Origin of the sequence: Pseudomonas brassicae (assembly GCF_010671725.1) — a bacterium.
GTDB lineage: Bacteria > Pseudomonadota > Gammaproteobacteria > Pseudomonadales > Pseudomonadaceae > Aquipseudomonas > Aquipseudomonas brassicae.
In genome coordinates this window covers 1-23,238 of sequence record NZ_JAAHBU010000087.1, presented here as the reverse complement: position 1 = coordinate 23,238, position 23,238 = coordinate 1, and the positions used below count along the sequence as shown (strand labels likewise).

26 protein-coding genes and 3 pseudogenes are annotated in these 23,238 nt (G+C 62.8%); 18 read left to right on the top strand and 11 right to left on the bottom strand.

Annotated elements, in window-relative coordinates; genetic code table 11:
- Positions 1 to 13 precede the first annotated feature (13 nt).
- Entirely contained in the window at positions 14 to 535 is a 522-nt protein-coding gene (gene yjgA / locus G3436_RS07390; protein WP_163943049.1) for a ribosome biogenesis factor YjgA, read from the bottom strand.
- 108 nt (positions 536 to 643) lie between these two features.
- On the opposite strand from yjgA, the gene pmbA reads away from it, so the two are divergent.
- From pmbA to G3436_RS07360, 6 genes are all read left to right on the top strand, one after another.
- Positions 644 to 1,990, top strand: a complete 1,347-nt coding sequence (pmbA, locus tag G3436_RS07385) for a metalloprotease PmbA (protein ID WP_163943047.1) — start codon at positions 644 to 646, stop codon at positions 1,988 to 1,990.
- Positions 1,991 to 2,203: 213 nt separating this feature from the next.
- Entirely contained in the window at positions 2,204 to 2,605 is a 402-nt protein-coding gene (locus tag G3436_RS07380) for a FagA protein (protein ID WP_163943045.1), read from the top strand.
- Positions 2,598 to 3,974 carry a class II fumarate hydratase gene (locus G3436_RS07375; RefSeq protein WP_163943043.1) on the top strand — a complete coding sequence of 459 codons (1,377 nt, stop codon included), beginning with the start codon at positions 2,598 to 2,600 and terminating at the stop codon, positions 3,972 to 3,974. The genes G3436_RS07380 and G3436_RS07375 overlap by 8 nt, the downstream gene beginning before the upstream one ends.
- Before the next feature lie 27 nt (positions 3,975 to 4,001).
- Positions 4,002 to 4,463: a tetratricopeptide repeat protein gene (locus G3436_RS07370; RefSeq protein WP_163943041.1), complete on the top strand. Its 462-nt coding sequence runs from the start codon at positions 4,002 to 4,004 to the stop codon at positions 4,461 to 4,463.
- A 1-nt stretch (position 4,464) separates the two neighbouring features.
- Positions 4,465 to 5,076 (top strand): superoxide dismutase, encoded by a 612-nt coding sequence (locus G3436_RS07365; RefSeq protein ID WP_163943039.1) that lies wholly within the window; start codon positions 4,465 to 4,467, stop codon positions 5,074 to 5,076.
- An 11-nt stretch (positions 5,077 to 5,087) separates the two neighbouring features.
- On the top strand, positions 5,088 to 5,981 hold the full coding sequence (locus tag G3436_RS07360; RefSeq protein ID WP_163943036.1) for a ZIP family metal transporter: 894 nt from the start codon (positions 5,088 to 5,090) through the stop codon (positions 5,979 to 5,981).
- Between the two features lie 15 nt (positions 5,982 to 5,996).
- Here G3436_RS07360 and G3436_RS07355 read toward each other — a convergent pair whose 3' ends face one another.
- From G3436_RS07355 to G3436_RS07310, 10 genes and pseudogenes are all read right to left on the bottom strand, one after another.
- Entirely contained in the window at positions 5,997 to 6,269 is a 273-nt protein-coding gene (locus tag G3436_RS07355; RefSeq protein WP_163943033.1) for an HPr family phosphocarrier protein, read from the bottom strand.
- 20 nt (positions 6,270 to 6,289) lie between these two features.
- Positions 6,290 to 7,144 carry an RNase adapter RapZ gene (rapZ, locus tag G3436_RS07350; protein ID WP_163943030.1) on the bottom strand — a complete coding sequence of 285 codons (855 nt, stop codon included), beginning with the start codon at positions 7,142 to 7,144 and terminating at the stop codon, positions 6,290 to 6,292.
- Positions 7,145 to 7,146: 2 nt separating this feature from the next.
- Entirely contained in the window at positions 7,147 to 7,611 is a 465-nt protein-coding gene (gene ptsN / locus G3436_RS07345; protein WP_163943027.1) for a PTS IIA-like nitrogen regulatory protein PtsN, read from the bottom strand.
- A gap of 12 nt (positions 7,612 to 7,623) precedes the next feature.
- Entirely contained in the window at positions 7,624 to 7,932 is a 309-nt protein-coding gene (gene hpf, locus G3436_RS07340; RefSeq protein ID WP_163943012.1) for a ribosome hibernation-promoting factor, HPF/YfiA family, read from the bottom strand.
- Positions 7,933 to 8,013: 81 nt separating this feature from the next.
- Positions 8,014 to 9,507: an RNA polymerase factor sigma-54 gene (locus G3436_RS07335; RefSeq protein WP_163943009.1), complete on the bottom strand. Its 1,494-nt coding sequence runs from the start codon at positions 9,505 to 9,507 to the stop codon at positions 8,014 to 8,016.
- A 179-nt stretch (positions 9,508 to 9,686) separates the two neighbouring features.
- A pseudogene (lptB, locus tag G3436_RS07330) lies at positions 9,687 to 10,410 on the bottom strand (LPS export ABC transporter ATP-binding protein).
- Positions 10,411 to 10,935 carry a lipopolysaccharide transport periplasmic protein LptA gene (gene lptA / locus G3436_RS07325; RefSeq protein WP_163943007.1) on the bottom strand — a complete coding sequence of 175 codons (525 nt, stop codon included), beginning with the start codon at positions 10,933 to 10,935 and terminating at the stop codon, positions 10,411 to 10,413.
- Positions 10,922 to 11,494, bottom strand: a complete 573-nt coding sequence (gene lptC, locus G3436_RS07320; RefSeq protein WP_163943003.1) for an LPS export ABC transporter periplasmic protein LptC — start codon at positions 11,492 to 11,494, stop codon at positions 10,922 to 10,924. The genes lptA and lptC overlap by 14 nt, the downstream gene beginning before the upstream one ends.
- Positions 11,495 to 11,502: 8 nt before the next feature.
- Complete coding sequence (locus G3436_RS07315) at positions 11,503 to 12,027, bottom strand: KdsC family phosphatase (protein ID WP_163943000.1); 525 nt, start codon at positions 12,025 to 12,027, stop codon at positions 11,503 to 11,505.
- Positions 12,028 to 13,002, bottom strand: coding sequence for a KpsF/GutQ family sugar-phosphate isomerase (locus G3436_RS07310; RefSeq protein ID WP_163942997.1), 975 nt, complete (start codon positions 13,000 to 13,002; stop codon positions 12,028 to 12,030).
- A gap of 255 nt (positions 13,003 to 13,257) precedes the next feature.
- On the opposite strand from G3436_RS07310, the gene G3436_RS07305 reads away from it, so the two are divergent.
- The 12 genes and pseudogenes from G3436_RS07305 to G3436_RS07250 all read left to right on the top strand — a co-directional run bounded on the left by G3436_RS07305 (position 13,258) and on the right by G3436_RS07250 (position 23,214).
- Positions 13,258 to 14,067 carry an ATP-binding cassette domain-containing protein gene (locus G3436_RS07305; RefSeq protein WP_163942994.1) on the top strand — a complete coding sequence of 270 codons (810 nt, stop codon included), beginning with the start codon at positions 13,258 to 13,260 and terminating at the stop codon, positions 14,065 to 14,067.
- Entirely contained in the window at positions 14,067 to 14,864 is a 798-nt protein-coding gene (gene mlaE, locus G3436_RS07300; RefSeq protein ID WP_163942992.1) for a lipid asymmetry maintenance ABC transporter permease subunit MlaE, read from the top strand. Before G3436_RS07305 ends, mlaE begins: the two co-directional genes overlap by 1 nt.
- Positions 14,864 to 15,331, top strand: coding sequence for an outer membrane lipid asymmetry maintenance protein MlaD (gene mlaD, locus G3436_RS07295; RefSeq protein WP_163942989.1), 468 nt, complete (start codon positions 14,864 to 14,866; stop codon positions 15,329 to 15,331). Before mlaE ends, mlaD begins: the two co-directional genes overlap by 1 nt.
- Positions 15,332 to 15,340: 9 nt before the next feature.
- The gene (locus tag G3436_RS07290) at positions 15,341 to 15,991 is read left to right on the top strand and encodes an MlaC/ttg2D family ABC transporter substrate-binding protein (protein WP_163942986.1); all 651 of its coding nucleotides are present in this window, start codon (positions 15,341 to 15,343) and stop codon (positions 15,989 to 15,991) included.
- Entirely contained in the window at positions 15,988 to 16,290 is a 303-nt protein-coding gene (locus G3436_RS07285; RefSeq protein WP_163942983.1) for an STAS domain-containing protein, read from the top strand. Before G3436_RS07290 ends, G3436_RS07285 begins: the two co-directional genes overlap by 4 nt.
- A gap of 115 nt (positions 16,291 to 16,405) precedes the next feature.
- Positions 16,406 to 16,644 (top strand): annotated as a pseudogene (locus tag G3436_RS07280) (BolA family protein).
- 25 nt (positions 16,645 to 16,669) lie between these two features.
- Positions 16,670 to 17,935: a UDP-N-acetylglucosamine 1-carboxyvinyltransferase gene (gene murA / locus G3436_RS07275; RefSeq protein WP_163942980.1), complete on the top strand. Its 1,266-nt coding sequence runs from the start codon at positions 16,670 to 16,672 to the stop codon at positions 17,933 to 17,935.
- A 108-nt stretch (positions 17,936 to 18,043) separates the two neighbouring features.
- Positions 18,044 to 18,679 (top strand): ATP phosphoribosyltransferase, encoded by a 636-nt coding sequence (hisG, locus tag G3436_RS07270; protein WP_163942977.1) that lies wholly within the window; start codon positions 18,044 to 18,046, stop codon positions 18,677 to 18,679.
- A 126-nt stretch (positions 18,680 to 18,805) separates the two neighbouring features.
- Positions 18,806 to 20,146, top strand: coding sequence for a histidinol dehydrogenase (hisD, locus tag G3436_RS07265; RefSeq protein ID WP_163942974.1), 1,341 nt, complete (start codon positions 18,806 to 18,808; stop codon positions 20,144 to 20,146).
- A 2-nt stretch (positions 20,147 to 20,148) separates the two neighbouring features.
- Positions 20,149 to 21,195, top strand: a complete 1,047-nt coding sequence (hisC, locus tag G3436_RS07260; RefSeq protein ID WP_163942971.1) for a histidinol-phosphate transaminase — start codon at positions 20,149 to 20,151, stop codon at positions 21,193 to 21,195.
- Positions 21,196 to 21,300: 105 nt separating this feature from the next.
- On the top strand, positions 21,301 to 21,948 hold the full coding sequence (locus G3436_RS07255; RefSeq protein WP_163942968.1) for a FadR/GntR family transcriptional regulator: 648 nt from the start codon (positions 21,301 to 21,303) through the stop codon (positions 21,946 to 21,948).
- A 13-nt stretch (positions 21,949 to 21,961) separates the two neighbouring features.
- Positions 21,962 to 23,214: pseudogene (locus tag G3436_RS07250) on the top strand (CynX/NimT family MFS transporter).
- Positions 23,215 to 23,238: the final 24 nt, after the last annotated feature.

Genomic DNA, 23,238 nt, shown 5'->3' with positions numbered 1-23,238 from the left:
CCGGTTGCGGGGTTCAGCGCAGGCCGCGCTGAATCTCGTCGAGGTCGCGAATGTACTTGAAGATCTTGCGGCTCGCGGTGGGCGCCTTGTTGCGCGCCAGCTCGTGCTGGGCCTGGCGGATCAGCGAGCGCAGTTGCTGGCGATCGGCATCCGGGAACTCCTGGACGAACTTCTCCAGGACTTCATCGTTGCCGTCGATCAGCCGGTCGCGCCAGCGTTCCAGGTTGTGGAAACGCTCGTTGTACTGGCGGGAAGATGCGTCGAGTTGGTCGAGCAGTGCCAGAATCGCGTCGACGTCCTGGTCGCGCATCAGCTTGCCGATGAACGACTTGTGACGCCGCTTGGCCTCGTTCGCCGTGTGCCGCTTGTGCTCTTCAAGGGCCGCGCGCATTTCGTCGGTCAGGGGCAGTTTGGCCAGGATATCGGGCTTGAGCGTGGTAAGGCGCTCGCCCATATCAACCAGCGCCTGCATCTCGCGCTTGATCTGGGTTTTGCTTTTTTCGCCGTCAAAGGCGGTGTCGTAAGAATCAACCATGGGGGCAGTCCGCTGAGAATCGCCGCCATGATAACCAGTCGGGGGCCGCTTGTCCGGTCCGGTCGTAGATTGACCCGCGCCGAACGCAGAATTTGAGTGGAGAAAACCATGAGTGCAGTCCAGAGCGTAGGTCCACAAGCCCTGCCGGCCTTGCAGGAGCAGGTCGAACAGATCATTGCCGAAGCCCGGCGCCAGGGCGCGAGTGCCTGTGAAGTGGCGGTCTCGCTGGAACAGGGGTTGTCGACCTCGGTGCGCCAGCGCGAAGTCGAGACGGTCGAGTTCAACCGCGACCAGGGCTTTGGCATCACCCTGTACGTGGGGCAGCGCAAGGGCTCGGCCAGCACCTCGGCGAGCGGCAGCGAAGCGATTCGCGAAACCGTGGCCGCAGCGCTGGCGATCGCCAAGCACACCTCCGAAGACGAATGCTCGGGCCTGGCGGACCCCGCCTTGATGGCGCGTGACCTGCAAGACTTCGACCTGTACCACGCCTGGGACATCAGCCCCGAGCAGGCCATCGAAAAGGCACTGGCTTGTGAAACCGCCGCATTCGACGCGGATGCCCGCATCAAGAATGCCGATGGCACCACGTTGAGCACGCACCAGGGCTGCCGCGTGTATGGCAACAGCCACGGTTTCATTGGCGGCTATGCCTCCACCCGGCACAGCTTGAGCTGTGTGATGATCGCCGAAGGCGACGGGCAGATGCAGCGCGATTACTGGTACGACGTGAACCGCCAGGGCGAGCTGCTGGCCGACCCGCAGAGCATTGGCCGTCGGGCTGCGCAACGTGCCGCCTCACGCCTGGGCGCGCGCCCGGTGCCGACGTGCGAAGTGCCGGTGCTGTTTTCGGCAGAATTGGCCGGTGGCCTGTTTGGCAGCTTCCTGTCGGCCATTTCCGGCGGCAACCTGTACCGCAAGTCCTCCTTCCTGGAAGGCTGCATGGGGCAGCGCCTGTTCCCCAGCTGGCTGACCCTGGACGAACGTCCGCATCTGCAGCGTGCACTGGGCAGTGCCTCGTTCGACGGTGATGGCCTGGCCACCTATGCCAAACCTTTCGTCGAGAAAGGCGAGTTGGTGTCGTATGTGCTGGGTACCTATTCGGGCCGCAAGCTGGGGCTGCCGAGTACCGCCAATGCTGGGGGCGTGCACAACCTGTATGTGACCCATGGGGTTGAAGACCAGGCGGCACTGCTGCGCCGGATGGGCCGCGGGCTGCTGGTGACCGAGCTGATGGGGCACGGTTTGAACATGGTCACCGGCGACTATTCGCGCGGTGCAGCGGGGTACTGGGTCGAGAATGGCGAGATCCAGTTTGCCGTGCAGGAAGTGACGATCGCCGGCAATATGAAAGACATGTTCCAGCAAATTGTCGCGATTGGTAACGACCTGGAAACCCGCAGCAATATCCATACAGGCTCGGTGCTGATCGAGCGCATGACCGTCGCGGGTAGCTGACCTCGCTGACCCCTTCGCTGGCAAGCCAGCTCCCACATGGTGCTATGTACATCGACCCTGTGGGAGCTGGCTCGCCAGCGAAGGGGCCCGGTCAAACACCTCGACACCTCTATCTGAAGCCCGACCCTCGCGTCGGGCTTTTTGTTTTTCGTCTTTGGTCGTACTTGAACTGATTCTGATTATCACTTAATAATGACTATCATTATCTAGGCGATGATGTTCATGAGACCTGTCCTTCACGAATTGCCCTACCTCGAAAACTGGCGCTGGCTGAGCCGGCGAATTCGCTGCGCGCTGGAGCCGGATGAGCCGCGCCTGATCGAGCACTACCTCGCCGAAGGGCGCTATCTGGTGTGCTGTACCGAGACCTGCGCCTGGACCGTCGCCCTGACCTCCTTCCGCCTGCTGCTCGACACCGCGTGCGACCGCATGCTGCCGTGGCATTGGCGCTGCCTGTGCCTGGACCAGGCCTGGAAGCCGCTGTTGCAGCTGCGCAAGCTCGACGGTGGCGAGCACGGCCAGCGCTGGCAGCCTTTCGCCCTGCAACTGGCGAACTGCACGCTGCTGCCTTCGATTTCTTTCGCTGAACTGATGCAAGGACTTGATGATGAGTAATACCCGTATCGAGCGTGACAGCATGGGTGAACTGCAGGTGCCGGCCGAGGCCCTGTATGGCGCCCAGACCCAGCGCGCGGTGAACAACTTCCCCGTCAGCCAGCAGCGCATGCCGACCCAGTTCATTCGCGCACTGCTGCTGGCCAAGGCTGCCGCGGCCAAGGCCAACGTGGAGCTGGAGCAGATCAGCCAGGCCCAGGGCAGTGCCATCGTCACTGCCGTCGAGCAGTTGCTGGCCGGTGATTTCATGCAGCACTTCCCCGTCGATGTGTACCAGACCGGTTCCGGCACCAGTTCGAACATGAACGCCAACGAAGTGATCGCGACCCTCGCCAGCCGCGTGCTGGGTGACACCGTCAACCCCAACGATCACGTCAACTGCGGTCAAAGCAGCAACGACATCATCCCGACCACCATTCATGTGAGTGCCGCGCTGGCATTGCACGAGCAACTGCTGCCGGCGCTCCAGCACCTGGTGCAGGTCATCGAGCACAAGGCCGTGCAGGTCCACCCGTTCATCAAGACCGGGCGCACTCACCTGATGGACGCCATGCCTGTGCGCATGAGTCAGGTGTTGGGCGGCTGGGCAGCGCAGGTCAAGGCCAGCATCGGTCACCTGAACAACAGCCTGCCAAGCCTGCAGGCGCTGGCGCAGGGCGGTACCGCAGTGGGTACCGGCATCAACGCCCACCCCGAGTTCGCGGCGCGTTTCAGCCAGCAACTGAGCGGCCTGACCCAGGTGAAGTTCGTGCCGGGTGAAAACCTGTTTGCCCTGATCGGCTCGCAGGATACCGCCGTGGCGGTTTCCGGCCAGCTCAAGGCCACCGCGGTGGCCCTGATGAAGATCGCCAACGACCTGCGCTGGATGAACTCCGGCCCGCTTGCAGGCCTGGGTGAAATCGAGCTCGAAGGGCTGCAGCCCGGCTCCTCGATCATGCCGGGCAAGGTCAACCCGGTCATTCCGGAAGCGACTGCCATGGTCGCCGCCCAGGTCATCGGCAACGACGCGACCATCGCAGTGGCCGGTCAGTCGGGCAACTTCGAACTCAACGTGATGCTGCCGATCATTGCGCAGAACCTGCTCAGCAGCATCGAACTGATGGCCAACGTCAGTCGCCTGCTGGCCGACAAGGCCATTGCCACGTTCAAGGTCAATGAGCCCAAGCTCAAGGAAGCCCTGGCGCGCAACCCGATCCTGGTGACCGCGCTCAACCCGATCATCGGCTACCAGAAGGCTGCCGAGATCGCCAAGACCGCCTACAAGCAGGGCCGGCCGATCATCGAGGTGGCGCTGGAGCACACCGATCTGCCACGCAGCCAGCTGGAAGCCCTGCTCGATCCGGAAAAGCTCACGGCTGGCGGTATCTGATACCGCCCACCGCTTTGGAGGTTTGCCATGCAGCATTGGAAACGCACCACTGAAATAGCCAACCGCCTGTTCCAACAAGGCGACCTGGTAGACGCCCGCGAGTTGTACTTGCAGGCCCTGGCCTTGGCCCAGGTGTTGTTCGAGCGCTGGCAGGACGCCGATGAAGCGGTGGCCGCCTGTGTCATCTCGCATCACAACCTGGCCGATCTGCACCTGCGTCTGAAGCAGCCGCAGGAGAGCGCGGAATACCTCTGCGCGATCCACCAGCGGCTGTTGCAGACCTGCCAGGACGAACGCCTGTCGCCGACCCTGCGCGATGCCGCGTTGCGCCAGAGCGGTGCGACGTACACCGAACTGTTGAACTTCATCAGCGAGTACGGCCAGTACCCGCGTACCGAACGCCTGCTGTATCGCCAAGGGGCGCAACCGGCATTGCTTGCCGGCCAGGAACAACTACAGCCCTCAGCTTCTCACTATGGAACCCACTGATATGCCGCATACCTTGCCTGCATTGCCTTACGCCTACGATGCGCTTGAACCGCACATCGATACCCAGACCATGCAGATCCACCACAGCAAGCATCACCAGACCTACATCAACAACCTCAATGCTGCCATCGAGGGCACCGAGTACGCCGAGTGGCCGATCGAGCAACTGGTCGCCAGTGTCAAAACCCTGCCGCAGAACCTGCAGGCGGCGGTGATCAACCAGGGTGGCGGGCATGCCAACCACAGCCTGTTCTGGACGGTAATGGCGCCGCAGGGCGGTGGGCAGCCGCACGGTGCGGTTGGCGAAGCGATCGACGACCAGTTGGGTGGCTTCGAGGCCTTCAAGGATGCCTTCACCAAGGCCGCGCTGACCCGCTTCGGCAGTGGCTGGGCATGGCTGAGCGTGACCCCGGAGAAAACCCTGGTGGTCGAGAGCAGTTGCAACCAGGACAGCCCGTTGATGAACGGCAATACGCCGATTCTTGGCCTGGACGTCTGGGAGCACGCCTACTACCTGCTCTACCAGAACCGTCGTCCCGAATACATCGGCGCTTTCTACAACGTGATCAATTGGTCCGAAGTAGAACGTCGTTACGTCGCCGCGCTGGTGTGAGTCTTAGCGGTATGCGCTCGGATGTGATGGCCATTGGCAGCGTGCGCCTGTTTCGACTGGCGCTGGGCACGCTGCTGTTGTTGATGGGCACCGCCTTGCTGGTGGTGCAGGGCTTTGCGTGGCTCGACCTTGAGCCGCGCATGTTGCGCGCGCTGGAAGGTGGCGCGTTGTGCGCATTGGGCACTGCGCTGGGGGCGGTGCCGGTGCTGGTGATTCGCAGCATGCCGGTGGCGGTGGCTGACACCCTGCTCGGCTTCGGCGCTGGCGTGATGCTGGCGGCGACCGCCTTCTCGCTGATCATCCCGGGCCTGGATGCCGCGCAAGCGGTCGGTTTTGGCAAGTGGGGGGCTGGTGGTCTGATCAGCTTCGGCCTGCTGTTCGGCGCATTCTGTCTGTACCTGATAGACCGCAAGGTGTCGAGCGTGTCGCCCGATGCCCTGGTGGCGGCACCCGGCAAGCCGGTGATCCCGGCGCGTATTTGGGTGTTTGTGATTGCCATCATTGCCCACAACATCCCCGAAGGCATGGCCATTGGCGTGTCGGCGGGGGGCGGCATGGCGGATGCCGATAGCCTGGCGATGGGGATTGCGCTGCAGGATGTGCCAGAGGGGCTGGTGATCGCCCTGGTGCTGGCCGGTGCCGGCATGGGGCGCTTCAAGGCGTTCCTGATTGGTGCCGCTTCCGGGCTGGTAGAGCCGCTGGCAGCCGTGCTGTGCGCCTGGGTAGTGAGTGTTGCCGAGTTGATGCTGCCGTTGGGGTTGGCCTTTGCCGCGGGTGCCATGTTGCTGGTGGTGACTCAGGAAATCATTCCGGAATCACGCAGCAACGGTAACCATCGCCTGGCCAGCCTCGGCCTGTGCATCGGCTTCTGCCTGATGATGGTGATGGATACCGCATTGTCCTGATGCAGGGAGGCGAGGTCACTCGCCTTCGTCGAAGTAGTTGTTGATCAGTTCGATCAAGCCCTTGAGCGCCTCGTTTTCGTCTTCACCTTCGGTATGCAGATGGATCTGCGTACCTTTGCCTGCCGCCAGCATCATCACGGCCATGATGCTCTTGCCGTCGACCATCGACTCTGGCGTGCGGCCGACGCGCACCGAGCATGGGAATTTGCCTGCCACGCCAACGAACTTGGCCGCTGCCCGGGCGTGCAGCCCCAGCTTGTTGATGATGGTTATTTCTTGAGCGGGCATCGCGGGAGGGATCCTGGGGGCTAGAGGTCGCGGTGGCGGACCTGGACGTTCTTCAGTGTTTGCTGCAGCACCTGGCCCAGGCGCTCGGTAAGGTACACCGAGCGGTGATGACCCCCGGTGCAGCCAATGGCAATGGTGACGTAGGCTCGATTACTGGCGGCAAAACGCGGCAGCCATTTGAGCAGATACGTGGAGATGTCCTGGAACATCTCTTCGACATCCGGCTGTGCGGCCAGGTAGTCGATGACCGGTTGTTCCAGCCCGGAGTGCTCGCGCAGTTCGGGCTTCCAGTACGGGTTGGGCAGGCAGCGTACGTCGAAGACCAGGTCGGCATCGACCGGCATGCCGCGCTTGAAGCCGAATGACTCGACAAGGAAGGCAGTGCCTGGCTCGGGCTGATTGAGCAGGCGCAGCTTGATCGAGTCACGCAACTGGTACAGGTTCAGGTTGGTGGTGTCGATCTTCAGGTCGGCCAGGTCGGCAATCGGCCCCAGCAGCTCGCTCTCGACCCGGATGGCCTCCGCCAGCGAGCGCAGCGGGTTGGTCAGCGGGTGGCGCCGACGGGTTTCCGAGAAGCGCTTGAGCAGGGTGTCTTCGTCGGCGTCCAGGTACACCACATCGCAGTGGATGTGCCGGCTGCGCGCATCCTCCAGCAGCTCGGGGAAGCGGCTGAGGTGGCTGGGAAGGTTGCGGGCGTCAATCGACACTGCCACCAGCGGTTGCATGAGCTCGGTATTGATCAGCGCGTTTTCGGCCAGTTGCGGCAACAGCCCGGCAGGCAGGTTGTCGATGCAGTAATAGCCGTTGTCTTCAAGTACCGCGAGGGCGGTGCTCTTGCCGGAACCAGACCGGCCGCTGACGATGATCAAGCGCATGTTCAGTGCCCGTTTTGCACGTCCAGTACGACCTGGTACAGGGATTCATTGTCAGGCGCTTTACGCAGTTTTTCGCGTACGTCCTGGCGATCGAGCATGCTGGCAATCTGGCGCAGCAGCTCCAGGTGCGCGTCGGTGGCGGCTTCCGGGACCAGCAGTACAAACAGCAGGTCGACGGGGGCGCCATCGATGGCGTCGAAATCGATGGGAGCGTCCAGGTGCAGCAGGGCGCTTACCGGGTTTTCACAACCTTTCAAGCGGCAGTGCGGGATGGCAATGCCGTTGCCGAAGCCGGTCGAGCCCAGTTTTTCACGGGCGATCAGGCTTTCGAGCACGGTCTGGGTGTCCAGTTCGGGCACTTCTTTGCCGATCAGATTGGCAATCTGTTCGAGCGCACGCTTTTTACTGCCGCCCGGCACGTTCACAAGTGAACGGCCGGGGGTCAGGATGGTTTCTAGTCGGATCATGGGTGAGGGGGGTCAGCGGGCCGCTGCACCTTGCAGGAGGCTTTGCTGTTTTTCCTTGTGTTTTTTCAGTTGGCGGTCGAGCTTGTCGGTCAGGGCATCGATCGCTGCATACATGTCTTCATGCTCGGCGTTGGCAACTACTTCGCCGCCCGGGATCTGCAAGGTCGCCTCAATTTTCTGCTGAAGCTTTTCGACCTTCATGATCACCTGCACGTTGGTGATCTTGTCGAAGTGCCCCTCCAGTCGTTTCAGCTTCTGCTCAACATACTCGCGCAGGGGCGGAGTGACTTCTACATGCTGTCCACTGATATTGACTTGCATACAGCTTCTCCTTTGTTGCCGGTGCATAAGAGGCAGGTATTGCGCCTGCCACTGAATTGCGGTGGCACATCTCAGGAAGCGCTACATCAATCGCTTGCGTTCGCTCGACGGTGCAATGCCGAGGGACTCGCGGTACTTGGCGACGGTGCGACGTGCTACCTGGATGCCTTGTGCCTCCAGTAAACCAGCGATCTTGCTGTCACTCAATGGCTTTTTCTGATTTTCCGCTGCGACCAGTTTCTTGATGATCGCGCGGATCGCCGTGGACGAGCATTCGCCGCCTTCAGCGGTGCTCACGTGGCTCGAGAAAAAGTATTTCAGTTCGTAGATGCCGCGCGGGGTGTGCATGTATTTCTGCGTGGTCACCCGCGAAATGGTCGACTCGTGCATCCCCACGGCCTCGGCGATATCGTGCAGGACCAGCGGCTTCATCGCTTCGTCGCCGTGGTCGAGGAAGCCACGCTGGTGCTCGACGATCTGTGTGGCGACCTTCATCAGGGTCTCGTTGCGGCTCTGCAGGCTCTTGATGAACCAGCGCGCTTCCTGCAACTGGTTGCGCATGAAGGTGTTGTCGGCGCTGGTGTCGGCGCGGCGCACGAAGCCGGCGTATTGCGCGTTGACGCGCAGGCGCGGTACGGCCTCTTGGTTGAGTTCGACCAGCCAGCGGTCGGAATCCTTGCGCACGATCACGTCGGGCACCACGTACTCGGCCTCGCTCGACTCGATCTGCGAGCCAGGGCGCGGGTTGAGGCTCTGGACCAGTTCGATGACCTGGCGCAGTTCGTCTTCCTTGAGCTTCATGCGGCGCATCAGCTGGCTGTAGTCGCGGCTGCCGAGCAGGTCGATGTAGTCACTGACCAGGCGTTGCGCTTCGGCCATCCACGGCGTGCGCGGGGGCAATTGGCGCAGTTGCAGCAACAGGCATTCGCCCAGGGTGCGCGCGCCGATGCCCGCCGGTTCGAACTGCTGGATGCGGTGCAGTACGGCCTCGACTTCGTCGAGTTCGATGTCCAGTTCCGGGTCGAACGACTCGCAGACTTCTTCCAGCGTCTCGTCGAGGTAGCCCTGGCTGTTGATGCAGTCGATCAGCGTCACCGCGATCAGCCGGTCGGTGTCGGACATCGGTGCCAGATTCAATTGCCACAGCAAATGGCTCTGCAGGCTTTCGCCGGCCGAGGTGCGGGTGGTGAAGTCCCACTCGTCATCGTCATTGCTGGGCAGGCTGCTGGCGCTGGTCTGGTAGATGTCTTCCCAGGCCGTGTCGACCGGCAGCTCGTTGGGAATGCGTTCGCTCCATTCGCCGTCCTCGAGGTTGTCCACCGTGGGGGCGGCTTCCTGGAAGCTGGTTTCCTGCGGCTCGGCAGCCGGCTTGGACTCGGCGTTGTCGGCCATGGGATCGCTGTTGTCGAAGTCTTCGCCTTCTTCCTGGCGTTCGAGCATCGGGTTGGACTCCAGGGCTTCCTGGATTTCCTGTTGCAGATCCAGTGTGGAAAGCTGGAGCAGTCTGATGGCCTGTTGCAACTGAGGGGTCATCGTCAGTTGCTGGCCCATTCTTAGGACGAGCGATGGTTTCATGGCAGGGGCTTAACACCTTATTCGCCGGCGCACAGGCGCCATCTACTACAAGGGCGCGAAAGCGCCAACTTTAAGCAAATTATATGCCTGAAATCGAAGCGTTTGCCTAGAGCGCTGTAACAATTAAACCCGTTTCGGGGTCGATTGCCAGCGCCCAGGCAGCGCCATGCATCACGAGCTTACAGGCGGAACTCGTGACCGAGGTACACCTCTTTCACCAGATCATTGGCCAGGATGGTTTCGGCGTCGCCTTCGGCGATCAGCTGGCCATCGTTGACGATGTAAGCAGTTTCACAGATATCCAGTGTTTCCCGCACGTTGTGATCGGTGATCAGAACGCCGATGCCCTTGGCTTTGAGGTGATGGATGATCTGCTTGATGTCGCCCACCGAGATCGGGTCGACACCGGCAAACGGTTCGTCGAGCAGGATGAACTTTGGTGCGGTGGCCAGGGCGCGGGCGATTTCCACGCGACGTCGCTCACCACCGGACAGGCTCATGCCGAGGTTGTCACGAATGTGGCTGATGTGGAACTCCTGCAGCAGGCTTTCCAGCTCTTTGCGGCGGCCATCGCGGTCGAGCTCCTTACGGGTCTCCAGGATCGCCATGATGTTGTCGGCCACCGACAGCTTGCGAAAGATCGACGCCTCTTGTGGCAGGTAGCCGATGCCGGCGCGGGCGCGCCCGTGCATCGCTGATGGCTCACATCCAGGTCATCGATCAGTACGCGGCCCTGGTCGGCCTGTACCAGGCGACGATCATGTAGAAGCAGGTGGTCTTGCCGGCACCGTTGGGGCCGAGCAGGCCGACGATCTGGCCGCTGTCGATCGACAGGCTGACGTCACGCACGACTTGCCGGCTCTTGTAGCTCTTGGCCAGATGCTGGGCTTTGAGGGTTGCCATTTACTCGGCCTTCTTCTTCGGCTGGATCACCATGTCGATGCGTGGGCGCGGGGTCGAAACCTGGCCGCCACGACCTGCGGTGGCCACCTGGGACTTGGTGTTGTAGACGATCTTCTCGCCCTCGGTGGTGTTGCCTTCGTTGATCACCTTGGCCTGGTCGGTCAGGATGACCAGGTCTTTCTGTGCCTGGTACTGGATCTGCTTGCCGTAGCCTTGCATCTTGTCCGGCTTGGCGGCGCTCTGCTGCTGCTCGAAGTAGGCCAGGTTGCCCACCGAGGTCACCACGTCGATATCGCCGCTGGCGGCACGGGTGATGGTCACGGTGTTGCCTTTGATCATCATCGAGCCCTGGGTGATGATGACATCGCCCCGGTAGGTGGCGATGCCTTGCTTGTCATCCAGTTGAGCGTCGTCGGCCTGGATACGGATAGGCTGATCGCGGTCATTCGGCAGGGCCCAGGCGCTCGCGCTTCCCAGTGCTGCGCTCAGGCTGAGCAAAAAGGGGAGGGTTTTAACGAGCCTCATACTGTCCTCTTACGTTGGACAGCAGGTTCATCCTGCCGTCTTTCAAATACGCTTTCATTCCCTTGCCCGTAGTTGTGCCACCGGCGCCGTCGATTCTAACGGCTTGCTCGGTTTGCGCATATTGCTTCTGCGGGAAGACTGTCATGCGGGTGGTGGTAATGATGGTCTCGCGGTTCTGGTCGTCGGTACGCGCTACCCGCACATTGTCGATCAGTTCCACTTCGGTGCCGTCCGGGTTGACTTCGCCGCGGGTGCTCTGCACGTGCCACGGGTAGGCGGTGCCGCGGTACATGTTCAGGTCCGGGGTGGTCAGCAGGGTCACTTCGCTGACCTGCAGGTGTTCGACCTTGTCGGCGGTCATCTCGTACTGCAGCTTGCCGTCGGGCAGGAACTGCACGCTGTGCGCATTGATGGCGTAATAGTCGATGGCCTTCTCGTCGACCTGCGCCACGGGCTGGTCGAGGAACGTCTGCGGGCTGATGTTCCAGTAGCCGACCGCTGCGAGCAAGGCAGCGATCACACTGAACAGCGCGATATTGCGGATTTTTTTACTGAACATGGATCGCTCTACAGGTAATTGGCATTCGCCGCGTCCAGGTTGCCCTGGGCTTGCAGGATCAGTTCGCAGAATTCGCGGGCCGCGCCTTCGCCGCCACGTGCATGCGTCACGCCATGGGCGTGTTCACGCACGAAGCTGGCGGCGTTGGCCACGGCCATGCCCAGCCCCACCCGGCGAATCACCGGCAGGTCTGGCAGGTCGTCGCCCAGGTAGGCCACTTGCTCATAGCTTAGGCCCAGTTGGCCAAGAAGCTCGTCGAGCACCACCAGTTTGTCTTCGCGCCCCTGGTACAGGTGAGGGATGCCGAGGTTTTTGGCACGCCGCTCGACGACCGGGGTCTTGCGACCACTGATGATCGCGGTGGTCACGCCGGAGTGCATGAGCATCTTGATGCCCTGGCCGTCGAGGGTGTTGAAGGTCTTGAATTCGCTGCCATCTTCGAGGAAATACAGGCGGCCGTCGGTCAGTACGCCGTCGACGTCGAAGATCGCCAGTTTGATGGCTTTGCCGCGTTGCAGCAGGTCCTGGGTCATTTACATCACTCCGGCGCGCAGCAGGTCGTGCATGTTCAGCGCGCCGACCGGCTGGTCGAGCGAGTCCACCACTACCAGCGCGCTTATCTTGTGGTCTTCCATGATTTTCAGGGCCTCGGCGGCGAGCATCTCGGCGCGTGCGGTCTTGCCGTGCACGGTCATCACATCGTCGATCAAGGTGCTGTGTACATCGATGTTGCGGTCCAGGCTGCGGCGCAGGTCGCCGTCGGTGAACACCCCGGCCAGGCGCCCGTCGCTTTCGCGTACCACCGTCATGCCCAGGCCTTTGCGCGACATTTCCAGCAGCGCGTCCTTGAGCAGGGTGCCGCGTTGGACCTGGGGCAGTTCGTCGCCGCCGTGCATGACGTTCTCGACCTTGAGCAGCAGGCGTCGGCCCAGGGCGCCGCCCGGGTGCGAGAAGGCAAAGTCTTCGGCGGTGAAGCCGCGTGCTTCGAGCAGCGCGATGGCCAATGCATCACCCAGCACCAGTGCGGCGGTGGTCGAGGAGGTCGGCGCCAGGTTCAGTGGGCAGGCTTCCTGTGCCACGCGGGCGTCAAGATTGACCTCGGCGGCCTTGGCCAGCGGCGAGTCGGGGTTGCCGGTCAGGCTGATGAGCGTGATACCCAGGCGCTTGATCAGCGGCAGCAGGGTCACGATCTCGTTGGTGGAACCGGAGTTGGACAGGGCCAGGATGATGTCATCCTTGGTGATCATGCCCATGTCGCCGTGGCTGGCTTCGGCCGGGTGGACGAAGAACGACGTGGTGCCGGTGCTGGCCAGGGTCGCGGCAATCTTGTTGCCGATGTGCCCGGATTTGCCCATGCCCACCACCACGACCCGGCCCTTGCTGGCCAGGATCAGCTCGCAGGCCTTGACGAAATCGGCGTCGATGTGGGCCAGCAGGCCTTCCACCGCTTCGAGTTCGAGACGGATGGTGCGCTGTGCGGATTGGATCAGGTCGGTGGATTGGCTCATGTCGTAAATCGGATTGCCTGATGAAAAGGCGGGGATTATAGCGGTAATGTGCCAAAGCCTCACCTGTGTTTGTGCGGATCATCCGCGTCGAAGCTTAATCGAGCCTTAACTTAGCCTGAACAAGCGCGGTGCCGGCCTTGGGGCGGCCCTATCAGCGGTGCTATAGTTCGCCGCCTGTTCGGCCCGCTCAGAGCGTGCGTGCTCCATGAAGGAGGTGGGCGTCTGAGTGAGAAGGCTGCATCGCAAGGAGTTTAGATGAGCGTTGATAACGCCTACGCGGTCGAGTTGAAGGGCGTGACCTTCAAGCGCGGCTCGCGCAGCATCTTCAATAATGTCGACATACGCATTCCGCGCGGCAAGGTCACCGGCATCATGGGGCCGTCCGGGTGTGGCAAGACCACGCTGCTGCGGTTGATGGGCGCCCAATTGCGTCCGGCCAGTGGTGAAGTGTGGGTGGCGGGGCAGAACCTGCCGACGCTGTCGCGCAGCGACCTGTTCGACGCCCGCAAGCACATGGGCGTGCTGTTCCAGAGTGGTGCGCTGTTCACCGACCTCGATGTGTTCGAGAACGTCGCGTTCCCGCTGCGCGTGCATACTCAGCTGTCCGAGGAGATGATTCGCGACATCGTGCTGATGAAGCTGCAGGCGGTTGGCCTGCGCGGTGCGATCGAATTGATGCCTGACGAGCTGTCCGGCGGCATGAAGCGGCGCGTGGCACTGGCCCGCGCAATCGCGCTGGACCCGCAGATCCTCATGTACGACGAACCCTTCGTCGGCCAGGACCCGATCGCCATGGGTGTGCTGGTGCGCCTGATCCGCCTGCTCAACGACGCGCTGGGTATCACCAGCATCGTGGTGTCGCACGACCTTGCAGAAACCGCGAGCATTGCCGATTACCTGTATGTGGTGGGTGACGGGCAGGTGCTGGGGGAGGGGACGCCGCAGGAGCTGATGAACTCGGACAACCCGCGCATTCGTCAATTCATGAAAGGCGACCCGGATGGTCCGGTGCCCTTTCATTTTCCTGCGCCTGATTACCGCGCCGATCTTCTGGGGAAGCGTTGATGCGCAGAAAATCCTTGCTCGAACGTGTTCGTCTGTTTGGCCGCTCGGCCATCGACGTGATAGCCGTGCTGGGTCGCTCCTGCCTGTTCCTGCTGCATGCCCTGGTAGGGCGCGGCGGTATTGGCGGTGGCTTCCAGTTGCTGGTCAAGCAGTTGTATTCGGTCGGCGTGATGTCGCTGGCGATCATCGTCGTATCCGGTGTGTTCATCGGCATGGTGCTGGCCCTGCAGGGCTTCAGCATCCTGACCAAGTACGGTTCGGAGCAGGCGGTCGGGCAGATGGTGGCCCTGACCCTGCTGCGTGAACTCGGCCCGGTGGTCACCGCCTTGCTGTTCGCCGGGCGCGCCGGGTCGGCGCTGACGGCCGAAATCGGCAACATGAAGTCCACCGAGCAGCTGTCGAGCCTCGAGATGATCGGTGTCGACCCGCTCAAGTACATCGTGGCGCCGCGCCTGTGGGCTGGCTTCATTTCGCTGCCGCTGCTGGCGATGATCTTCAGTGTCGTCGGCATCTGGGGTGGCTCGTGGGTCGCCGTCGACTGGCTGGGCGTCTACGAAGGCTCCTTCTGGTCGAACATGCAGAACAGCGTTTCGTTTACTGACGACGTACTCAACGGGGTGCTCAAGAGCCTCGTGTTTGCCTTTGTCGTCACCTGGATTGCCGTATTCCAAGGCTATGACTGCGAGCCCACTTCAGAGGGGATCAGCCGAGCCACTACCAAGACCGTGGTCTATGCCTCGTTGGCAGTCCTGGGTCTGGACTTTATTCTGACCGCCTTGATGTTTGGAGATTTCTGATGCAAAACCGCACCCTGGAAATCGGTGTCGGCCTGTTCCTCCTGGCCGGGATCCTGGCGCTGCTTCTGCTGGCCCTGCGCGTCAGCGGCCTGTCCGCCAGCCCGAGCAGCGATACCTATAAAGTTTATGCTTACTTCGACAATATCGCCGGTTTGACTGTCAGAGCTAAGGTGACCATGGCCGGTGTGACCATCGGCAAGGTCACTGCCATCGATCTGGACCGCGATACCTATACTGGTCGGGTGACATTGCAACTGGAAAAGCGCGTCGACAACCTGCCGACCGACTCCACTGCCTCGATCCTGACCGCCGGGTTGCTCGGCGAGAAGTACATCGGCATCAGTGTGGGCGGTGAAGACGGCGTGCTCAAGGAAGGTGCAACCATCCATGACACCCAGTCGGCGCTGGTGCTGGAAGATCTGATTGGCAAGTTCCTGCTCAATACCGTTGGCAAAGAAGCTAAATAAGGAGTTTCCATGATTTCTATCCTGCGACGCGGCCTGCTGGTATTGCTGGCGACCCTGCCGTTGCTGGCCGTTGCGGCCGTGCAGACGCCCAAAGACGTGATCCAGACCACTACCGCGCAACTGTTGTCCGACCTCAAGGCCAACAAGGAGCAGTACAAGGCCAACCCCAGCGCGTTCTACGATGCGCTCAATGCCAACCTGGGCCCGGTGGTGGATGCCGACGGCATTTCGCGCAGCATCATGACCGTCAAGTACTCGCGCAAGGCCACCCCGGAGCAGATGCAGCGCTTCCAGGAAAACTTCAAGCGCAGCCTGATGCAGTTCTATGGCAATGCCTTGCTCGAATACAACAACCAGGGCATCACCGTGGGCGCCGAGAAGAAGGACGGCGACGACCGTGCCAGCGTCGACATGACGGTCAAAGGCAACAACGGCGCCGTCTATCCGGTTTCCTACACCCTGACCAAGCTCAATGGCGAGTGGAAGGTACGCAACGTCATCGTCAACGGCATCAACATCGGCAAGCTGTTCCGCGACCAGTTCTCCGATGCCATGCAGCGCAACGGCAACGACCTGGACAAGACCATCGACGGCTGGGCCGGCGAAGTGGCCAAGGCCAAGCAAACCACTGAGCAAGCTGCCGAGCAGCAGGCCCAATGAGTGCGGCGGTGACCCTCGCCGAGGCTGGCGTGCTAAGCCTGTCGGGCGTGCTGGACTACCGCTCGGGCCCGGCGCTGCGCAAGCAGGGCAAGGCACTGATCGCCTCCAGTACGGCGCCGGCACTGGTGCTGGACTGTTCAGCGGTGGAGCTGTCCAGCAGCGTGGGCCTGTCCCTGCTGCTGGCATTCATCCGCGATGGGCAGGCCGCGGGCAAGACCCTCTCGGTACGTGCAATGCCCCACGGCATGCGCGAAATCGCCGAGGTCTACGGGCTCGGCGAACTGCTCGCGAGTCAATAACCACGGGTGCGCGACGGGCCCCTCTGTCAGAGTCCTCGTTTACGGGGTTCGCAGGCGAGGGGCTTTTTTGTATGATGGCCGACCCGCGCGCACAGGGCGCCGATTGAGGTTGAGCATGCAGGCCGTAGAAGTTAAGAACTTCCTTGAAGAAAAGTTGCCGGGAACCCGGGTCAAGTTGAAGGCGAAGGCTGCAACTTCCAGCTGAACGTAATCAGTGACGAATTGGCGGCCCTGAGCCCGGTCAAGCGTCAGCAGCAGATCTATGCTCACCTGAACCCCTGGATCACCGATGGCAGCATCCATGCGGTAACCATGAAATTTTTCAGCAGCGCAGCCTGGGCTGAGCGCACCTGAGCCAACTTTGGCGGCGAGACTCGAAATGGACAAACTGATTATTACTGGCGGCGTTCGTCTTGATGGCGAAATCCGTATTTCCGGTGCCAAGAACGCAGCGCTGCCGATCCTGGCGGCCACCCTGCTCTGCGACGGCCCGGTCACGGTCGGCAACCTGCCGCACCTGCACGACATCACCACCATGATCGAGCTGTTCGGGCGCATGGGCATCGAGCCTGTGATCGACGAAAAGCTCGCGGTGGAAATCGACCCGCGCACCATCAAGACCCTGATCGCACCGTACGAGCTGGTGAAAACCATGCGTGCCTCGATCCTGGTGCTGGGCCCGATGGTCGCCCGTTTCGGCGAAGCCGAAGTGGCCCTGCCTGGCGGTTGCGCGATTGGTTCGCGTCCGGTCGACCTGCACATCCGTGGCCTCGAAGCCATGGGCGCCAAGATCGAAGTCGAAGGTGGCTACATCAAGGCCAAGGCGCCTGAAGGTGGCCTGCGTGGCGCGCACTTCTTCTTCGACACCGTGAGCGTGACCGGTACCGAGAACATCATGATGGCCGCGGCCCTGGCCAAGGGCCGCAGCGTGCTGCAGAACGCCGCGCGCGAGCCGGAAGTGGTCGACCTGGCCAACTTCCTCAATGCCATGGGCGCCAAGGTGCAGGGTGCCGGTACCGACACCATCACCATCGATGGCGTAGAGCGTCTGGGTTCGGCGGTGTACCGCGTGATGCCCGACCGTATCGAGACCGGCACCTACCTGGTTGCCGCTGCCGTGACCGGTGGCCGCGTCAAGGTCAAGGACACCGATCCGACCATCCTTGAAGCGGTGCTGGAAAAACTCAAGGAAGCCGGTGCCGAAGTCACCACCGGTGAAGACTGGATCGAGCTGGACATGCATGGCAAGCGGCCCAAGGCCGTCAACCTGCGTACTGCCCCGTACCCGGCGTTCCCGACCGACATGCAGGCGCAGTTCATCTCCCTCAACGCCATTGCCGAAGGCACGGGCGCAGTGATCGAGACGATCTTCGAAAACCGCTTCATGCACGTGTATGAAATGCACCGCATGGGCGCGCAGATCCAGGTCGAAGGCAACACGGCCATCGTCACCGGTACCAAGACCCTCAAGGGTGCACCGGTCATGGCCACCGACCTGCGGGCGTCGGCCAGCCTGGTCATCTCGGCCCTGGTGGCCGAAGGCGATACCCTGATCGACCGCATCTACCACATAGACCGTGGCTACGAGTGCATCGAAGAAAAACTGCAGATGCTGGGCGCCAAGATTCGTCGCGTACCGGGCTAGGCTGCACACGGCGCAGGGACGCGCCACGCCACTGGCGTACCGAATTGATTGCCGTCGAGTGCCTGGTCGGGCTCGGCGGCCAAAGCCGCTTAAGGATTGACGTTTCCCATGTTGACCATCGCGCTGTCCAAGGGCCGTATTCTCGATGACACCCTGCCACTGCTGGCAGAGGCGGGCATCGTGCCGACCGAGAATCCGGACAAAAGCCGCAAGCTGATCATCCCCACTACCCAGGACGACGTACGCCTGCTGATCGTGCGGGCCACCGACGTGCCGACCTATGTCGAGCATGGCGCTGCCGACCTGGGTGTGGCAGGCAAGGACGTGCTGATGGAGTACGGTGGCCAGGGCCTGTACGAGCCGCTGGACCTGCAGATTGCCCAGTGCAAGCTGATGACCGCAGGCGCCATCGGTGCAGCCGAACCCAAGGGGCGCCTGCGCGTGGCCACCAAGTTCGTCAACGTTGCCAAGCGCTACTACGCCGAGCAGGGCCGCCAGGTCGACATCATCAAGCTGTATGGCTCGATGGAGCTGGCGCCGCTGATCAACCTGGCCGACAAGATCATCGACGTGGTCGACACCGGCAACACCTTGCGCGCCAACGGCCTGGAACCCCAGGAGCTGATCGCCACCATCAGCTCGCGGCTGGTGGTCAACAAGGCCTCGATGAAGATGCAGCATGCACGCATCCAGAGCCTGATCGACGCCTTGCGTCTGGCCGTGCAATCGCGGCACCGCGGCTGACCTCTGCGCGCGACCTGTGCTGTCGCGCCCGTCTATCCGCGTCATAGCCAATTTTCTCGGGTGCCCGCGCGGATGGACTGGTAGCTTAGGGCGCCTGAGCATCCGCCATTTACCGAGGCCTTAGCCATGACCACGTCCACTGCAATTCGCCGACTCAACGCTGCTGACCCGGATTTCGCCCGACATCTGGATCATCTGCTGAGCTGGGAAAGCGTGTCTGACGATGCGGTCAACCAGCGGGTGCTGGATATCATCAAGGCAGTGCGCGAGCGTGGCGATGCGGCGTTGGTGGAGTTCACCCAGCGCTTCGACGGCGTGCAGGCGACCTCGATCAACGACCTGATCCTTGATCGCGAACGCCTTGAACTGGCCCTGACGCGCATCACCACCGCTCAGCGTGAAGCGCTGGAAACCGCCGCGCGCCGCGTGCGCAGCTACCACGAAAAACAGAAACAGGACTCCTGGACCTACACCGAGGCCGACGGCACGGTGCTGGGCCAGAAGGTCACGCCGCTGGACCGCGCCGGCCTGTATGTACCGGGCGGCAAGGCGTCGTATCCATCGTCGGTGCTGATGAACGCGATCCCGGCCAAGGTTGCCGGCGTGACCGAGGTGGTCATGGTGGTGCCTACACCGCGTGGTGAAATCAACGAACTGGTGCTGGCTGCCGCCTGCATTGCCGGGGTCGACCGCGTGTTCACCATCGGTGGCGCGCAAGCTGTCGCCGCACTGGCCTATGGCACCGAGAGCGTGCCGCAGGTCGACAAGGTGGTAGGCCCGGGCAACATCTACGTGGCCACGGCCAAGCGTCACGTGTTCGGCCAGGTGGGCATCGACATGATCGCCGGCCCGTCGGAGATCCTGGTGGTGTGCGACGGCCAGACCGACCCGGACTGGATCGCCATGGACCTGTTCTCCCAGGCCGAGCACGACGAAGACGCCCAGGCGATCCTGGTCAGCCCCGATGCCGAGTTCCTCGACCGCGTGGCGGCGAGCATCGACAAGCTGCTGCCGACCATGGACCGTGCCGAGATCATCCAGACCTCGATCAACGGCCGTGGTGCGCTGATCCATGTGCGTGACATGCAGCAGGCCATCGACGTGGCCAACCGCATCGCGCCCGAGCACCTGGAGCTGTCGGTGGCCGACCCGCAGGCCTGGCTGCCGCAGATCCGCCACGCCGGCGCGATCTTCATGGGCCGCCACACCAGCGAAGCGCTGGGCGACTACTGCGCCGGCCCCAACCACGTGCTGCCCACCTCCGGCACCGCGCGGTTCTCCTCACCGCTGGGGGTATACGACTTCCAGAAGCGTTCCTCGATCATCTTCTGTTCCGAGCAGGGCGCGTCCGAACTGGGCCGCACCGCCTCGGTACTGGCCCGTGGCGAGTCCCTGAGCGCGCACGCGCGCAGCGCCGAATACCGCATCCTTGGCGATCACACCCCTGTCGATAAAGAGGGCAACTGAGCATGAGCAAATTCTGGAGCCCCTTCGTCAAGGACCTGGTGCCTTATGTGCCGGGCGAGCAGCCCAAACTGACGAAACTGGTCAAGCTCAACACCAACGAGAACCCCTATGGCCCGTCGCCCAAGGCGCTGGAGGCCATGCGCGGCGAACTCAACGACAACCTGCGCCTGTACCCGGACCCCAATGGCGACCGGCTCAAGCAGGCCGTGGCCACCTACTACGGTGTACAGCCTGGCCAGGTGTTCCTGGGCAATGGCTCGGACGAAGTACTGGCGCACATTTTCCACGGCCTGTTCCAGCACGACGCGCCGCTGCTGTTCCCGGACATCAGCTACAGCTTCTACCCGGTCTACTGTGGCCTGTACGGCATCCCTTACGAGGCGGTGGCGCTGGACGCGCAGTTCCAGATCCGCGTCGAGGACTATCGGCGCGCCAACGGCGGGATCATCTTCCCCAACCCGAACGCGCCCACCGGTTGCCTGCTGGCGCTGGAGGCAATCGAGCGGATCCTGGCGGCCAACCCGGATTCGGTGGTGGTGGTCGATGAGGCCTATATCGACTTCGGCGGCCAGACAGCCATCGCCCTGGTGGACCGTTACCCGAACCTGCTGGTGACCCAGACCCTGTCCAAATCCCGTTCGCTGGCCGGCCTGCGGGTTGGCCTGGCCGTCGGGCATCCGGACCTGATCGAGGCGCTGGAGCGGATCAAGAACAGCTTCAACTCCTATCCGCTGGATCGCCTGGCGATTGTCGGGGCGGCGGTGGCGTTCGAAGATCAGGCCTACTTCGAGCAGACCTGCCGTCAAGTCATCGACAGCCGCGAGCAGTTGGTTGCGCAGTTGACCGATCGCGGTTTTGAGGTGCTGCCCTCGGCGGCCAACTTCATCTTTGCCCGCCACCCTGGGCAGGATGCCGCGGCACTGGCGGCCAAGCTGCGTGAGCAGGGCGTGATCGTGCGCCACTTCAAGCAGGCGCGTATCGCCCAGTTCCTGCGCATCAGCATCGGTACCCCGGAACAGAACCAGGCGTTGCTTGACGCGTTGAACTGACTGCGCGTCGTCCCTTCGCCAGCCTGGCTGGCGATTGCATCAACACGGTGCACCGGCTATTCTCCGTTTTTCAAATTCATCCGATGATTGGATGTAAGTGCCGAAATGACCCAACTGATCAAACGCTCGCTGGTCGAGCAGGCCGTCGAACAACTGCGCCAGCGCGTGGCCGACGGTGCCTGGGCGGTCGGCCAGCGCCTGCCCACCGAGCCCGAGCTGGCGCTGGACCTGGGCATCAGCCGCAACACCGTGCGTGAAGCGATGCGGGTACTGGCCTTCAGTGGCCTGGTCGAGGTGCGTCAGGGCGACGGTACCTACCTGCGCGCCAATGTCGATCCGCTGGGTACCGTGCAGGTGCTGTCACGCTGCAGCCTGGAGCAGGCCCGCGAAACCCGTCACATCCTTGAAGCCGAGGCCATCGGCCTGGCCGCCCAGCGGCGCACCGACGACGACCTCAAGGGCCTGCACGAAGCCTTGCAGCACAGCGGCCTGCACTTCCATGACGACCTTGATACCTACGTGGTCTGCGACATGGTGTTCCACCAGCGCCTGGTGGATGCGGCGCACAACCCGGCCCTGAGCGAGCTGTACCGCTACTTTTCCGGGGTGGTGGCGTGCGCGGTGCACCGCAGCATGCATGGCCCGCGACGCCAGGCGGTGTTCGACCTGCACCGCGACATCCTCGATGCGGTGGAACAACGCGACCCTGAGCGGGCCAAGGCCCTCAGCCGGACCCTGATCAATCAACCCTGAAGCCGAGGCCGCCATGCCCAGACCCAACCCGCCGCTCGACGAACTGTTGATCGACGCCGAAGCCGACGATGCCCAGGTGCAGCAACCGGTGGTGCTGCTGCGCCCCTGGTTGCTGCTGCTGGGGCTGGTGCTGGTGGCACTGAACCTGCGCCCGGCGCTGTCGAGCATGGCGCCATTGCTCGGCCAGGTGTCCGACAGCCTGGGCCTGAGCGCATCGCAAGCGGGATTGCTGACCACATTGCCGGTGCTGTGCCTGGGCCTGTTCGCGCCCTTGGCGCCGATCCTGGCGCGGCGTTTTGGCAGTGAGCGGGTAGTGCTGGGTATCCTGCTCACGCTGGCGTGCGGCATTCTGCTGCGCAGCTCGCTGGGTGCGCTGGGGCTGTTTGTCGGGAGCATTCTGGCGGGGGCCAGCATCGGTGTGATCGGTGTGCTGTTGCCGGGCATCGTCAAGCGCGACTTCCCCAAGCATGCCGGCGCGCTGACAGGCGTGTACACCATGGCGCTGTGCCTGGGGGCCGCCCTGGCGGCCGGTGCGAGCGTGCCGCTGAGTCAGCACTTTGGCGGCAGTTGGGCCCTGGGCCTGGGTTTCTGGCTGGTCCCTGCGGTGGTTGCGGCGCTGTTCTGGCTGCCCCAGGCACGTCAAGGTCATGGCCAGCACCGCGTGGCGTATCGGGTGCGCGGCTTGTTCCGTGACCCGCTGGCGTGGCAGGTGACGCTGTACATGGGCCTGCAGTCGTCGCTGGCATACATCGTGTTTGGCTGGTTGCCATCGATCCTGATCGGGCGCGGGCTGAGCCCGACCGAGGCGGGGCTGGTGCTGTCCGGGTCGGTGCTGGTGCAGTTGCTCAGCGCCTTGACCGCGCCGTGGCTGGCCACCCGCGGCAAGGACAGCGGCTGGCGATCGTGCTGGTGATGCTGTTGACCCTGGCGGGGCTGTTCGGTTGCCTGTATGCGCCGCTGGGCGGCCTGTGGGGCTGGGCAGTGCTCCTGGGGATAGGTCAGGGTGGAACCTTTGCCCTGGCGCTGACCCTGATCGTGCTGCGTTCGAAGGATTCCCACGTGGCGGCGAACCTGTCGGGCATGGCCCAGGGGGTGGGCTACACGCTGGCGTCGATGGGGCCGTTCGCGGTTGGCCTGGTGCATGACATGACGGGCGGCTGGAGCGCGGTGGGCTGGATCTTTGCAGTGATTGGCCTGGGCGCACTCGGTTTCGGGCTCAAGGCCGGGCGGGCATTGCAGGTGGGCGTGGTCAGCGAACGGGTGTGATTCGGCGGTGCGCCCTTCGCTGGC

Bases quoted from the DNA above. Each gene is read 5' to 3' on its own strand.
- ptsN (WP_163943027.1), bottom strand. From the start codon at position 7,611: ATGATCCGACTAGAAACCATCCTGACCCCCGGCCGTTCACTTGTGAAC.
- pmbA (WP_163943047.1), top strand. From the start codon at position 644: ATGAGTGCAGTCCAGAGCGTAGGTCCACAAGCCCTGCCGGCCTTGCAG.
- G3436_RS07255 (WP_163942968.1), top strand. From the start codon at position 21,301: ATGACCCAACTGATCAAACGCTCGCTGGTCGAGCAGGCCGTCGAACAA.
- G3436_RS07355 (WP_163943033.1), bottom strand. From the start codon at position 6,269: ATGCCCGCTCAAGAAATAACCATCATCAACAAGCTGGGGCTGCACGCC.
- lptA (WP_163943007.1), bottom strand. From the start codon at position 10,935: ATGAGGCTCGTTAAAACCCTCCCCTTTTTGCTCAGCCTGAGCGCAGCA.
- G3436_RS07335 (WP_163943009.1), bottom strand. From the start codon at position 9,507: ATGAAACCATCGCTCGTCCTAAGAATGGGCCAGCAACTGACGATGACC.
- G3436_RS07290 (WP_163942986.1), top strand. From the start codon at position 15,341: ATGATTTCTATCCTGCGACGCGGCCTGCTGGTATTGCTGGCGACCCTG.
- rapZ (WP_163943030.1), bottom strand. From the start codon at position 7,144: ATGCGCTTGATCATCGTCAGCGGCCGGTCTGGTTCCGGCAAGAGCACC.
- hisG (WP_163942977.1), top strand. From the start codon at position 18,044: ATGTTGACCATCGCGCTGTCCAAGGGCCGTATTCTCGATGACACCCTG.
- murA (WP_163942980.1), top strand. From the start codon at position 16,670: ATGGACAAACTGATTATTACTGGCGGCGTTCGTCTTGATGGCGAAATC.
- yjgA (WP_163943049.1), bottom strand. From the start codon at position 535: ATGGTTGATTCTTACGACACCGCCTTTGACGGCGAAAAAAGCAAAACC.
- G3436_RS07370 (WP_163943041.1), top strand. From the start codon at position 4,002: ATGCAGCATTGGAAACGCACCACTGAAATAGCCAACCGCCTGTTCCAA.
- G3436_RS07380 (WP_163943045.1), top strand. From the start codon at position 2,204: ATGATGTTCATGAGACCTGTCCTTCACGAATTGCCCTACCTCGAAAAC.
- hisD (WP_163942974.1), top strand. From the start codon at position 18,806: ATGACCACGTCCACTGCAATTCGCCGACTCAACGCTGCTGACCCGGAT.
- G3436_RS07360 (WP_163943036.1), top strand. From the start codon at position 5,088: ATGCGCTCGGATGTGATGGCCATTGGCAGCGTGCGCCTGTTTCGACTG.
- G3436_RS07375 (WP_163943043.1), top strand. From the start codon at position 2,598: ATGAGTAATACCCGTATCGAGCGTGACAGCATGGGTGAACTGCAGGTG.
- G3436_RS07365 (WP_163943039.1), top strand. From the start codon at position 4,465: ATGCCGCATACCTTGCCTGCATTGCCTTACGCCTACGATGCGCTTGAA.
- lptC (WP_163943003.1), bottom strand. From the start codon at position 11,494: ATGTTCAGTAAAAAAATCCGCAATATCGCGCTGTTCAGTGTGATCGCT.
- hisC (WP_163942971.1), top strand. From the start codon at position 20,149: ATGAGCAAATTCTGGAGCCCCTTCGTCAAGGACCTGGTGCCTTATGTG.
- mlaE (WP_163942992.1), top strand. From the start codon at position 14,067: ATGCGCAGAAAATCCTTGCTCGAACGTGTTCGTCTGTTTGGCCGCTCG.
- G3436_RS07315 (WP_163943000.1), bottom strand. From the start codon at position 12,027: ATGACCCAGGACCTGCTGCAACGCGGCAAAGCCATCAAACTGGCGATC.
- G3436_RS07310 (WP_163942997.1), bottom strand. From the start codon at position 13,002: ATGAGCCAATCCACCGACCTGATCCAATCCGCACAGCGCACCATCCGT.
- G3436_RS07285 (WP_163942983.1), top strand. From the start codon at position 15,988: ATGAGTGCGGCGGTGACCCTCGCCGAGGCTGGCGTGCTAAGCCTGTCG.
- mlaD (WP_163942989.1), top strand. From the start codon at position 14,864: ATGCAAAACCGCACCCTGGAAATCGGTGTCGGCCTGTTCCTCCTGGCC.
- G3436_RS07305 (WP_163942994.1), top strand. From the start codon at position 13,258: ATGAGCGTTGATAACGCCTACGCGGTCGAGTTGAAGGGCGTGACCTTC.
- hpf (WP_163943012.1), bottom strand. From the start codon at position 7,932: ATGCAAGTCAATATCAGTGGACAGCATGTAGAAGTCACTCCGCCCCTG.